General features: G+C 68.8%; 12 protein-coding genes. 5 read left to right on the forward strand and 7 right to left on the reverse strand.

The window, feature by feature from the left end; all coding sequences use genetic code 11:
- Positions 1–207 precede the first annotated feature (207 nt).
- The gene (locus tag C7H75_RS23645) at positions 208–1,029 is read left to right on the forward strand and encodes an SDR family NAD(P)-dependent oxidoreductase (protein WP_064059468.1); all 822 of its coding nucleotides are present in this window, start codon (positions 208–210) and stop codon (positions 1,027–1,029) included.
- Between the two features lie 68 nt (positions 1,030–1,097).
- Complete coding sequence (locus tag C7H75_RS23650) at positions 1,098–2,132, forward strand: GAF domain-containing protein (protein ID WP_106851922.1); 1,035 nt, start codon at positions 1,098–1,100, stop codon at positions 2,130–2,132.
- Between the two features lie 33 nt (positions 2,133–2,165).
- On the opposite strand, the gene C7H75_RS23655 is transcribed toward C7H75_RS23650, so the two are convergent.
- From C7H75_RS23655 to C7H75_RS23670, 4 genes are all read right to left on the reverse strand, one after another.
- Positions 2,166–3,905, reverse strand: a complete 1,740-nt coding sequence (locus tag C7H75_RS23655) for a cutinase family protein (RefSeq protein WP_106851923.1) — start codon at positions 3,903–3,905, stop codon at positions 2,166–2,168.
- 127 nt (positions 3,906–4,032) lie between these two features.
- A complete protein-coding gene (locus tag C7H75_RS23660) occupies positions 4,033–5,334 on the reverse strand; it encodes an RNA polymerase sigma factor (protein WP_106851924.1) in 1,302 nt (433 codons plus the stop codon).
- 4 nt (positions 5,335–5,338) lie between these two features.
- Entirely contained in the window at positions 5,339–5,761 is a 423-nt protein-coding gene (locus C7H75_RS23665) for a YciI family protein (protein ID WP_005516784.1), read from the reverse strand.
- A gap of 171 nt (positions 5,762–5,932) precedes the next feature.
- Entirely contained in the window at positions 5,933–6,616 is a 684-nt protein-coding gene (locus tag C7H75_RS23670; protein ID WP_005516783.1) for a type 1 glutamine amidotransferase domain-containing protein, read from the reverse strand.
- A gap of 82 nt (positions 6,617–6,698) precedes the next feature.
- Between C7H75_RS23670 and C7H75_RS23675 the strand changes: the two genes are divergently transcribed.
- Positions 6,699–7,454, forward strand: a complete 756-nt coding sequence (locus C7H75_RS23675; protein WP_106851925.1) for a DNA alkylation repair protein — start codon at positions 6,699–6,701, stop codon at positions 7,452–7,454.
- Here the strand turns inward: C7H75_RS23675 and C7H75_RS23680 are convergent.
- On the reverse strand, positions 7,417–8,418 hold the full coding sequence (locus tag C7H75_RS23680) for a LysR family transcriptional regulator (RefSeq protein WP_106851926.1): 1,002 nt from the start codon (positions 8,416–8,418) through the stop codon (positions 7,417–7,419). The genes C7H75_RS23675 and C7H75_RS23680 overlap by 38 nt on opposite strands.
- Positions 8,419–8,540: 122 nt before the next feature.
- Here C7H75_RS23680 and C7H75_RS23685 point away from each other — a divergent pair, with 122 nt between their 5' ends.
- Positions 8,541–9,773, forward strand: coding sequence for an MFS transporter (locus C7H75_RS23685; protein ID WP_106851927.1), 1,233 nt, complete (start codon positions 8,541–8,543; stop codon positions 9,771–9,773).
- Position 9,774: 1 nt separating this feature from the next.
- Here the strand turns inward: C7H75_RS23685 and C7H75_RS23690 are convergent, their stop codons facing one another.
- Complete coding sequence (locus C7H75_RS23690) at positions 9,775–10,254, reverse strand: hypothetical protein (RefSeq protein WP_005516779.1); 480 nt, start codon at positions 10,252–10,254, stop codon at positions 9,775–9,777.
- Positions 10,255–10,359: 105 nt separating this feature from the next.
- Complete coding sequence (locus C7H75_RS23695) at positions 10,360–10,689, reverse strand: UBP-type zinc finger domain-containing protein (RefSeq protein WP_041674478.1); 330 nt, start codon at positions 10,687–10,689, stop codon at positions 10,360–10,362.
- Between the two features lie 65 nt (positions 10,690–10,754).
- Between C7H75_RS23695 and C7H75_RS23700 the strand changes: the two genes are divergently transcribed.
- On the forward strand, positions 10,755–12,353 hold the full coding sequence (locus tag C7H75_RS23700; RefSeq protein ID WP_005516777.1) for a Na+/H+ antiporter: 1,599 nt from the start codon (positions 10,755–10,757) through the stop codon (positions 12,351–12,353).
- The last annotated feature ends 5 nt before the right edge of the window (positions 12,354–12,358 follow it).

Consider the following 12,358-nt stretch of genomic DNA (forward strand, 5'->3'; position numbering starts at 1 on the left):
GAATCGAACAGAACGCCGAACCGACTCGGCTCGTGTGGCTTCACGCAAGCACTCGAGCCGTTCGGCCGCCGGGCGTGCGATCCGACACCCCGACGCGGATCGCCCGTCCGGCGGTCGTCTCCTTCCCGACATTCGCCCGGGATGCGGGCATGACGGCTGTCTGGTAATCAACCAGAGGCACGAAGATGTCGGGGACAGGGGAATTCAGTGGGGTATTTCGATCGTCGCGTCGTCGCGGTGACCGGTGCGGGTTCAGGGATCGGCCGCGAACTGGCTTTGAGCTTGGCGCAGTCGGGGGCATCTCTGGCACTCGCCGACATCGACTCCGCCGCACTCGACGTCACGGCCGAGACCTGCCGCCGAATCGGCGCCGACGTCGCGACCACAGCACTCGACGTCATCGACCGAACAGCGGTAGCGGCATTCGCCACCGACACCGTCGGACGGTTCGGCGGGGTCGACGTCATCGTGAACAACGCCGGGGTCCTCTTCAGCGGCAACGTAGTCGACGCCGACTATGCGGACCTCGAACATGTCGTGAACGTCGACTTCTGGGGTGTCGTCAACGGTACCAAGGAGTTCCTTCCGCACATCCTGAAGTCCGAACGCGGCCACATCGTCAACCTGTCGTCGGCCTTCGGGCTGATGGCCGCCCCCGGCTATTCCGCATACAACGCCGCGAAGTTCGCGGTGCGCGGCTTCACCGAATCGCTCCGGCAGGAAATGGAGAGCGCCGGTCATCGTGTCAAGGTCACCTGCGTTTACCCGGGCGGGGTGCGGACTCCCATCGCACGCACGGCGCGCATTGCAGCGGGCGTCGACCACGCCGACGTCGTGGCGTCGTTCGAACAGCGGATCGCCCGCACAGACCCTGCCGATGCTGCTCGGACGATCCTGCGGGGTGTCGAACGCGGACGCCCACGCGTGCTCGTCGGTCCCGACGCCCGCGTGGTGGACGTCGTCACCCGGATCCTCGGGCCCGGCTACCAATGGCTGCTGCCCGCGGCCAAGCGCCTGGCCTCACGGTAGGCAGGTCTCGCGTGCCGCTCCTCCCGGAGCGGGTTCACATCATCACAACTGGGGGGATGAAAGTACGCATGACACCGGAGTGGTTGCTGATCGACACCTTCGGCGGTGCAGAGCCTGCACTGATCGGTCTCGGGTCGACCCCCAAACCGTTCGTCGCTCTCGATCGTCACTTCAAAACTCGCCGCGGACAGAGGAACCGGTCCCTCGACGACATCCGTTCCACGGTGCTGGAGGTCATGGCCGATCCGAACGATCGACCGATCGACCGGACCACCGACGACGGCGACCACCGGATCGTGGCCGTGCCACTGCTCAACTCGGAGGGACGCCTGCACGGCATTCACCTGTGGCGCGGTGGCGTCTCGGACGAACTTCCGAGGCGGGATCCCGTCGGCGCGTGGCACTTCAACCTGACGGCAGGAACCGCGAGCGGTAGTGAGGACCTGTTCGATCTGTACGGGGTGGCGCCCGAGGACCGCAGATCCGAGGCGGCACTGTCGGGCGCGTTCAACAGGTTGGTCACCAACCACGACGAGGGTCAGGCACTCGCGAAGATAGTGCAGTCCGAGCCCGGCACCGAACACCAGGCGGTGTGGAAGGTGCGGCGCGACGACGGCGTCGAACGCGCCGCACACTTCTCGTGCCGAATGCTCGATGAACGACCGGAGCCGGACGCTCCCCGCGTGGTCATCCTCCGCGGCGTCACCCACGACATCGGTCCCGCCGAACATGTTTCGTCGGCACCTCCGCCGGTCATCCTCGAGCACCGAGTCCTCGACGCGGTGCTCGCCCCCGGCCACTACCACGCATACGTCGACCTGAAACGCCTCACCCTGATCAAGTGGCGCAACCAGCCGATGCCCGGGATCGCCTGGGGCAACGCTGTCGGCGAACCGAAGCCGGCGATCCACCCGGACGATCTCCCTCTCGCCAGGGCGATGGCGAAGGATCTCGCGCACCGGAAGGTCGAGGGCGTGATCCGGTGCCGCGGACTCGACGGCGCATGGAAGCCCCTGCACCTGTCGGTGGCGCTCATGGCATTCGACGAGTCCACGCACGGCGGTCTGGTCACCGTGACGGAGGCCCCGACCGTTCGCGAATGAACGATCGGGGCCTGCCGTGCGAACCCGCGACAGCTAGCCGCTCGGTGTGGGGGCTGCGCTGGACGTCGTCGTCGGGGCCACGGTGGTGGTCTGCGGGGCCGACGTGGACGCATCCGCCGGGGGCGAAACACCTTCCGTCGCAGCTGTCGTGGTCTCGGGCACCACAACCTCCGGCGTCGTAGCGGGCGCGGGAGCCTGCGGGGTGGGCGAGGCGGCCGTGGTGGCCGCCGGCGGCTGTCCGGCCGAAGCGCTCGGCTGCGTGGAGGACGGGGTCCCGGGGGACGGTGCTGTGGAGGACGGGGCCGCGGAGGACGTGACCTCGTTCAGTGCCGCAGCCAGTTCCGCCGCACTGGGTTTGGCCGCCGCATTCACCTGCTGTCCGTTCTGAGCCTGCTTCGCGAGGTGGGTCAGCCACGCAGCCGCGTAGTCCGCCGAGGTGAGCGGCTTACCGTTCGCCTGGTCGGCGTCGCGCCAGTAGTCGAAGTGGTGCCCGACATCCGGACCCAACGTCAGCTGGTACGGATCGCTCATGATCACCGGGATCGTGTTCTGGTTCGTCACGATCAGACCGACGATCTCCTTGAACAGCTTCTGCGGCAGGTACGCCAGCGGTGACATCTTCTCGACCTGGATCGAATCCGTCTCTCCCGAAACGGGAGTCGAGATGTCCGAATCAGTGGTTGCGTTGTCGGTACCGGTCTCCGACTGCTTCGTCGTCGTGGTCGGCGGCGCGGTGGGCCGGGTGTACGACGGATTCGACACCGTGAGCAATACGTCCAGGAACGTCTCGTCGTTCTGCATCCAGTCCGGCTGCGCCTGGATGTGCGCGAAGGCGTCGAGCGCGATCCGGGAAAGGACCGTCGCGACGTCGACGCCGGTGGCCGGCGTCAACTGTTCCCGCTCGAGTGCGTCGATGTTCAGCTGTCGGCCCACGTTCACCACCAGCTGCAACAACGAGATGTTCTGCGGCGCTGCACAGGTGAGGTCACCGTCCGAGCAGAACGACGCGATGCGACCGGCCAGTGCACCGAAATCGGAGCCCCCGGTATCCGGTGTCACACCCTGACCGGGGACCGGGTTCCTGCCGTTCTGGTACTTCACGTCGAAGCCGTCCGGATTGGTGAACGGGTTCTTCGCACCGGGGAACGGGCCCTGCCCCTCCGCGCGACCGGCATCGGCGAGGATGACGACCCCGACCACGTTCGCCGGATCGACGATGCCGTAACCGCCTTCGGCGCTCGCGTCCTGGTGGCCGACGTTCATCGCGACGCGGCGGGCCACGTCGGCGCCCTCGCTGTAGCCGACGATCGCGAACTTGGTGTCCGGGCAGGACGCCCGAATCGCCTTGATCACCGATTCGGTGTTCGCGACACCGGTGGTCACGGCGTTCTCGTAGCTGGCCATGTCCGCCGGGTAGGCGATGTACATCGCGGCGTACGTGCCCGGCGCGACCGCCTTCAGCGGCGCATTTGACGCCTGGTCGATCCAGTCACTGACGTAGTCGTCCGCCGAGGCCGCCGGCAACTCCCGGCCGTTCGCGTCGACGAGCATCTTCGTGGTGCCGGAGCGAGGCGTGTCACCGCGTCCCGCGATCGACAAGGTCACCATGTCGTGGCAATCGGTGGTCGACGCCGTCAGCGCGGTGTCCATGGTGCGCGGCGGGGCGGACCACAACGCCCACGTCAGAACCACCAGCAACGCCAGCCCCACTGCGATCGGGGTGAGCACCCGCGTCGCGCCGCGGTGCCGCTCGAGAAAGCCGTGAATAGCCATGTCCACTCCCCAAACCCGACTCACGGAAGACACGTGGACAGCCCCCCGGTCCGCGCGTCACGTCATGGAGGAAGTCGGGCGGTCGACCGGACGCGTTACATCACGGCCGTGCACACTCCCGGCATCGTCACGCGCTCGGCAATTCGGACGCCCTGTCCTCGAGCCTCTTCCGTTCCCGGACGTTGGCTGTCAGTTCGGCCGCCGCCTCGAACTCCGCGCGCGCCTCCCGGTTCCGGCCGAGGCGAACGAGGAGTTCCGCGCGGGTCGCGGACAGGAACCGGTATCCGGCGAGCCGCCCGTCCGCGACGAGACCGTCGACGATCTCGAGCGCCGCACCGGGCCCGGACGCCATCGCCACCGCGGCAGCCCGGTTGAGGTCGACGACGGGGGAGGGCGCGAGCCTCCCCAGCGCCTCGTACAGCAGCACGATCCGCTCCCAGTCGGTGTCGTGCACGGACGGTGCAACCGCATGGCATTCCGCGATCGCCGCCTGCAGCGCGTAGGCACCGCGGCCGCGTCCCAGCTCGTCGGAGCGGGCGAGGGCGGCCCGGCCACGCGTGATCGCGCCCCGGTCCCAGCGTCGTCGGTCCTGGTCGGCGAGCAGCACCGGGTCACCGTTCGCGTCGAGCCGGGCCGGGAACCGGGCCGCCGTCAGTTCCATCAGCGCAACCAGCGCGTGCGGCTCGGGTTCGCGCGGCACGAGCTCGACGAGCACCCGGCCGAGCCGCAGCGCCTCCCGGCTCAGCTCCGGGCGCATCCAGTCGTCGCCGGCGCTCGCCGAATGCCCCTCGTTGAACACGAGATACAGCACCCCGAGCACCGTTCCCAGCCGCTCCGCGAACTCGGTGCGCTCGGGCACCGCGAACGGCACCTTCGCGGCGGCCAGGGTCTTCTTGGCCCGCACGATCCGCTGCTGCACCGTCGACGTCGGCACCAGGAAGGCGCGGGCGATCTCCTCGCTCGACAGGCCGCCTACCACCTTGAGCGTCAAAGCAACCCGGGCCTCGCGGGACAGCACCGGATGGCACGAGACGAACACCAACCGCAGGACGTCGTCGTCGATCCGGTCGGGGTCCCACGGCAACTCGTCCGACGAGGGATCCTCCTCCGTCCCGAGGTCGTGGGCGATCGCGGCGAGACGCTCGTCGTACCGTTCCTGCCGGCGCCAGCCGTCGATCGCGCGGCGCTTCGCGACGGCCGTCAGCCACGCGCCGGGGTTGGCGGGGACACCCGTCTGTGGCCACTGTGCGAGCGCGTCGGCCAGTGCGTCCTGCGCGAGATCCTCGGCGCGGCCGAAGTCACCGACCATGCGGGTGAGTGTCGCAACGATGCGGGCGGACTCGATCCGCCACACCGCCGCGACGGAGCGTCGCGCAGACTCCGCAGACTCCGCTGGTTCCGCGCGACGCTCGGTCGGGATGTCGGGCATACGGTCAGGCCTTGCGGTTCTCGAGTTCCTCGCGCCAGCCCTCTTCCTTCTCGATCCACTCGTTGTCCTGAGGGAAGTCCTCGGGGCCGGTCACCCGGCGCACCTCGAGCTTGGTTCCGGGTCCGAGCGGAGCGCGCTTGGCCCACTCGGCGGCCTCCTCCTTGGACGCGACCTCGAGGATCCAGAAGCCGTTGAACAGTTCCTTCGTCTCACCGTAAGGGCCGTCGGTCACCAGCGGGGTCTCGCTGGTGAAGTCGACGACGAAGCCTTCCTGCGCGTCGGAGAGACCCTCGCCGGCGAGCAGCACACCGGCCTTCATCATCGCCTCGTTGTACTTGCCCATGTCCTCGATGATCTGCTCGAACGGGATGTCCTTCGACGCCTCGATCGCCTCGTCGGTGACGCGCATGATCAGCATGTACTTCATGTGTCCGCTCCTTCGTCCGGGGTCGCGAATCGACCCTCTCATCCAGGACGTCGAACGGGAAGACGGCGGATCGACAGGTGCGGAGAATTATTTTTCGGGGGCCGGTAGTCCGGGCTCTCGGCATCGCTCTCCGCGTCCCGGCGTCGGTTTCGTGACGTCGGTTTCGTGACGTCAGAGCAGCGCGGCGACCTGTTCGGCCGTGGCGGCGGCCGACTGCGGATTCTGACCGGTCACCAGACGTCCGTCGACGACGACCTTGGAGGTGAAGGGCAGCGTGCCCCGCTCGTAGAGCGCACCGCGCTGCTTCATCTCCTCCTCCGCGTTGTACGGCACCTTCCTCGACACCCTGGCCAGCACCTCCTCCCGCCACGAGAAGCCGGTGAGCCGGCGTCCCGCGACGAGCAGCGTGCCGTCGGACAGCTTCGCGTTCAGCAGGCCGCAGTAGCCGTGGCAGACGGAGGACACGACCCCGCCGTGTTCCCAGATGTCGCAGGTGAGGCGCTGCAGGCCCAGACTGTCCGGGAAATCCCACATGACGGCGTGCCCGCCGGTGAGATAGATCGCGTCGAAGTCTGCGGTGTCGATCTCGTCCGGTCGCGCCGTGTCCGCCAGCAACGCCATGCGGGCCTCGTCGGCCAGCCACGCCTTCGCCGTCGCATCGATGTTCGGCCATTTGAGCGAGCGTGGCTCGAGCGGCGAACGCCCACCCTTGGGGCTGACGATGCGCTGCTCGAACCCGCGCTTCTCGAATACCTCCCAGGCGTGGGTCAGCTCCGACAGCCACAAGCCGGTCGGCTCGGAGGGATCGTCGTAGTGCGCGACGTTGCTGACGACGTGCAGTATGCGCCTGGTCAAGGTCGGTCCTCCCTGTCGGCCGAGTCGTGTCCACCGTATCGAGTGCCGCGTCCATCGCCCGGGCAATCGCCGCAATCGCCACATGCGGCCCGTACGCTGGATCGAGGGGAAGGAGGCGGTTGTGACGACGACACCGGAGACGACGGTCGACGACGTACTGGCCGAGCTGGCAGCCCTCGAGGATCCGAAGATCCGTGCGGTCAACGAACGGCACGGGGACGATCACGGCGTCAACCTCACCGCGCTGCGGGCGGTGGCCAAGCGCCTGAAGACGCAGCACGCCCTCGCGGGGCAGCTGTGGGGGACCGGCGACACCGCGGCCCGGCTCGTCGCGATCCTGATCAGCCGCCCCAAGGCCTACAGCGCAGCGGAACTGGATGCCATGCTCCGCGATGCGCGGGTCCCCAAGGTGCACGGATGGCTGGTGAGCAACGTCGTGAAGAAGAACGCGCATGTCGAAGAACTGCGGACCGCGTGGCTCGCCGATCCCGACCCCGCCGTCGCCGCCGCCGGATGGGCGCTCACCAGCGATCGTGTCGCGAAATCGCCGGAGGGACTCGATCTTTCCGGGCTACTCGACACCATCGAGACCCGAATGAAGGACGCCCCCGAGCGCTTGCAGTGGGCGATGAACGAGTGCCTGGCCACCATCGGCATCCACCACCGCGAACTCCGGGCGCGGGCGATCGACATCGGCGAGAGACTCGAAGTCCTGAAGGACTATCCGACACCGCCGAACTGCACCTCGCCCTTCGCGCCGGTCTGGATCGACGAGATGGTGCGCCGACGGGAACCGAAGGTCACGGGCTACCGACGGATCTCGGTGGCCGGTCGGTAGGACTCCGGTCGGTGACCGTGCCGTCCACTCCGCGGGGAGCCGGCGCCCAGGACGGTCGCCAGGCGCCCACGGCGAGGGGCGTCAGAGCGCTCAGGTGGTCGACGATCCCGCGTAGCGCCGGGTGGGCGCCGGTAGCCCGCAGGAGGAGCGAGATCGGGTATGCGAGAGTCGGATTCACGATCGGAACTCGCCGCAGATCGTAGTGCACCGGCCAGAGATACCGATCGCGCGCGGCGATCAGGGTGGCAACGTCGGCGGAGTCGGCGAGCGTGTCGAGGAGAACCTCGTTGCCGAAGTTCGGACCGGCGGCGTCGATGCGGAGGTCGAACGCGGTGGCGAGTTGATCGTAGAACTCCGACCATTCGCTGCCGGGCACGATGCCCGGCACCCAGATCCGATGCCGACGCAGTTGCGGCGGCGTCAGCGTCCGTGCGGAGGCCAGTGGGTGCCGTGGCCCGACGAGAAGCTCGAGCGGCGAGTCGAACGCGTGGATCATCCGCACGTCGCGTGGCAACATCGCCGGATCGGTGACCGAGCGGAAGGAAGCGTCGATCTCACCCGCTTCGACGGCGGCCACCGCCACCCGCGGGTCGTCGACCTTGAGGGTCACCACGTCGAGCTCGACGTCGGGGTGCATCCGCCAATACTCGTGCAGGACAACGGCCTGCGCCGACCTCAGCCCGAGGACGTCGATGCGCAGCGCCCGCGACCCGGGCCTCACCGCGGCGACTGCCCGGTCGACGCCCGCGACGATGCCCCGCGCATGGGGCAGGAACGCCTGGCCGTCGAGCGTCAGCTGGACGCCCCGAGGCGTGCGGGTGAACAGTCGGACGCCCAGCTCGCGCTCGAGAGCCGCGATCCGCTTCGAGACGGCCTGCTGAGTCACCCCCAGTTCGTCCGCCGCATGCCGTAGTTGCCCGAGCTCGGCGGCCCGGACGAACGAACGCAAGCCCTCGGTGTCCATCTTCCGAGCCTATGCCCGCACAACCGAACGTTGTGGCGCACCGCTTCCCGCGTTGTTTGATTCGGCACGGACGCAGCTGTTCTCATTCGAGACCCGCGGATCGGTTGTCGGAGAGGAGGCGCATGGACGGGTCGTCGCGACGCAACCTCGGCCGGCTGTGGTCGGCCTACGCGGTCAGCACCTACGGCACCTGGATCGCGTTCGGGGCTTTTCCTCTCATCGCCGTGCAGGTGCTGCACTCCACGGCCTTCGCCGTCTCGCTGCTCGAAGCCGCCGGACTCACCGTCGCCGCGCTCGCCGCGGTCGCGCTGGCACCGTGGGTCGAGCGCCGCGCCAAGCGGCCGATGATGGTCGCGGCGGATCTGACCCGGTTCCTCGTGGCGGCGAGCGTGCCCCTCGCGTACGCCCTGGGTGTGCTGACCTACGGACAACTGCTGATCGTCTCGGTCGCGTCGGGTACAGCCGGCATCGTCTTCACCGCCGCCTCCGGGGCCTACCTGAAGCACCTCGTCCGCGGCGAGCATCTGCTCGTCGCGAACGCCAGGTTCGAGGGGACGAGTTGGATGGCGACCGCGATGGGGCCACCGCTCGGCGGGGCGCTGGTGGGGTTGCTCGGACCCGTCGTCACCGTCGCCGTCGACGCCCTCAGCTTTCTGCTGTCCGCGCTCGGAATCCGCCGCATCCGTGGGGACGACGTCGCGCTGCCCTGCGATCCGATCGCGGTGATGCGTGCCGGCGACCTGCTGGCCGGGTGGCGATTCATCCTCCACGACCGTGTCCTGCGCTGCCTGTTCCTCAACTCGGTCGCGGTCGGTGGTCTGATCATGGCCGCGGTTCCCGTTCTGACGGTTCTCCTGCTGGACGAATATCGTTTCCCGGCTTGGCAATACGGACTCGCTTTCGGCGTCCCGGCGCTCGGGGGTCTCGTCGGCGCCCGCCTCTCCGCGCGTCTCGTCGCCCGCTACGGGCGGCACCGGGTGATGACCGTCTCCGGCTGGTTGCGCTCCGTTTTTCCACTGGGCCTCGCGCTCGTCCGACCGGGCGTCACCGGCCTGCTCACGGTGATCGTCGTCGAGAGCCTATTGATCGTCTGCATGGGCGTCTTCAACCCCGTCAACGCGACCGAACGCCTGCGCCGCACCCCCGCCGATCACACCGCGCGGGTCCTCACCGCGTGGAGCGTCAGCAGCAGGCTCGCCCAGGCCGCCTTCGTCGCGGCCTGGGGCGTCCTGGCCACGCTGACCAGTCCGCTCGCGGCGATCACCGCGTCCGGCGTCCTGCTTCTCGCGACGCCACTTCTGTTGCCGAGACGAGCCGATGTGCCCGACGCCGCCGACGGGGCGCCGGTGGCGTGACTCAGCCCTCCGCCGGCGGCGTGCCCGCCTCACCCGTGCCGTGGCTGCGCGCTTCGATGGCCTCGATGGACTTCTTCAACTGACCACCCAGCACCCGGGACCCGAAGGCACTGAGCACGCCCGCGAGCAGCTTGCCGCGGAGGTTCTTGCCGTCCCGGACCACCACCACGTCCACATCGGTCTCCCCGTCGGGCTCCCGGGTGAGGGTGTAGACGTGGCCCGAGGCGCCGCCCCACAGGTTGGAGTCCGTCGTCGTCATCACGACCCGGTGGGGATCGGTCCAGTCGTAGTGGAGGCGCTCCCAGATGCCGTTCGAGCCCTCCGTGACGTCCGCGTCGTGCGGGCCCTCGCTGTGCACCTTCAGATACCCGTCGGTGCTGTTGCCGAACAGTTCCCCGCGACCGGGCCCGAAATCGGTCAGACCGGCCAGGAACTCCTCCGGTGTCGCGGTCGTCTTCTCGTGCAGATGGATCGTCGTCATGGCGTATTCCTCGACAGTCGCGTGATCCGCCCCGGTCCCCGAGACCGGGGCAGTGACCTATCCAGAACACCACGCTCGCGGACGCCACGGAAGAGTCGGAGACGATCAGCCCATCTCCGCGTGCCGGTAGCACCACCGCCACGTCTCACCCGGTTCGTGGGAACGCATGACCGGGTGTCCCGTCTGCGCGAAATGCGCGGTCGCGTGCCGATGCGGGCTCGAATCGCAACATCCGACATGCCCACAGGTGAGACACATCCGCAGGTGCGCCCAGTTCTGTTCGCCGAGCGCCGCACACTCCTCGCAGCGACCGGGCGTCCTCGCCGCAGGGTCCGCGCCGGTGGCCTCCGCAAGCTCCACGCACGACGTGCCGGTGGCCGGATCCGAGGATCCGGACCTGATGGCGTCCGCCGCACGTCGGAGTGCTCTCTTCATCACCTCCCATCCTGCATGCTTCAAGGAGCGATATCCACACCGGAAACGTCGGACGGAGAACCGCCGTGAACGTGGCCCTGCTCGCCGTCGCGGTGGTGGCGCTGCTCACCGCCGCCGTCGCGCGCCGGTTGAACTGGTCGGCGCCGCTGCTGCTGGTCCTGGTCGGCCTGGCCGGATCACAGATCCCGGGGTTGCCCGACACCGCACTCGATCCCGATCTCGTGTTGTACGCGGTGCTGCCGCCCCTGCTCTACTCCGCTGCCCTCGACAGCTCGTCGCCGGCGATGCGCCGCAATGCGCGTCCCATCGCGCTGCTCGCCATCGGGTTGCCGCTGGCCACCACGGCTGTCGTCGGGCTCGTCGCCTACCTCGTCATTCCCCAGTTCCCGCTCGCCGCCGCGTTGGTGCTCGGGGCGGTGGTGGCCCCACCGGATGCCGTGTCCGCCAGTGCGATCGGACGCCGACTCGGCCTGCCCCGGCGAATCATGACGCTGCTCGGCGGGGAGAGCCTGCTCAACGACGCGACCGCGCTCACCGCGTACCGGGTCGCGCTCGCCGCGGCGATCGGCACCGGAGTGACACTCCTGGAAGGAGTCCGCACGTTCCTCGGCGCCGCCATCGGCGGAACCCTGATCGGCTTCGCGGTGGGAGTGGTCGTCGCCGCGATCCGGTCGCGGCTCTCGGATCCGGTGATGGAGAGCGGGATCGGCCTGATCGTCCCGTTCGTCGCCTACCTGACCGCCGAGGAGGTCCACAGCTCCGGGGTGATCGCCGTCGTCGTCGCCGGGCTGTATCTCGGCCAGCGGTCGACCAGTGCCGGCTACGCGACCCGCCTACAGGACACCGCGGTGTGGAAGGCCGTCGACGTCGTCCTCGAATCGTTCGTGTTTCTCCTGATCGGATTGCAGCTGCCGGGCGTCGTACGGGCACTGCACGATCGCAGTGCGATCGAGGTGGTGGGCGCGTCCGCGGCCGTGCTCGCCACCGTGATTCTGGTGCGGGTGGTGTGGGTGTATCCCGCGGCCTACCTGCCCCGCATGATGTCCGCGCGCATCCGCGAGCGGGAGCCTGCGCCGAGCCTGCGAGCGGTGTTCGTACTCGCATGGTCCGGGATGCGCGGCGTGGTCTCGCTGGCCGCGGCCTTCGCTATTCCGCTCACGGTCAACTCGGGCGCCCCCTTCCCCGGACGCGACATGATCCTGTTCATCACGTTCGTCGTCGTGGTCGGCACCCTGCTGCTGCACGGGCTGACCCTGCCGTGGCTCATCACTCGCCTCGGAGTCGACAATTCCGAGGAACGCCGCAGGGACGCAGTCACCCTCGCCGCCGCACAGGACAAGGCGGCGCGGGCCGCGACGGAGGTGCTCGACCAACTGGTCGCCGACACCGACGGTGACCCGGCCGCCGTCCGGCAGCGCGCGGCGGAGATTCTGCGGGCGTGGAGCGAACACCGCGCCAACGCGGCATGGGAACGACTGGGCCGCAGCGATGCGGAGCTGGGCGAGAGTCCATCCGCCGCCTTCCGCGCACTACGTCTGCAGATGCTCGAGACCGAGCGCGGCGTCTTCATCGCCGAACGCGACACCGGCCGCATCGACGACGACGTGCTGCGCCAGGTGTTGCGCGAACTCGATCTCGAGGAGGCGACGCTGAACCGGGAGTAGAGCCA

The organism is Rhodococcus (subgen. Prescottella) equi, assembly GCF_003013675.1.
In the GTDB taxonomy this organism is placed as follows: Bacteria; Actinomycetota; Actinomycetes; order Mycobacteriales; family Mycobacteriaceae; genus Prescottella; species Prescottella equi.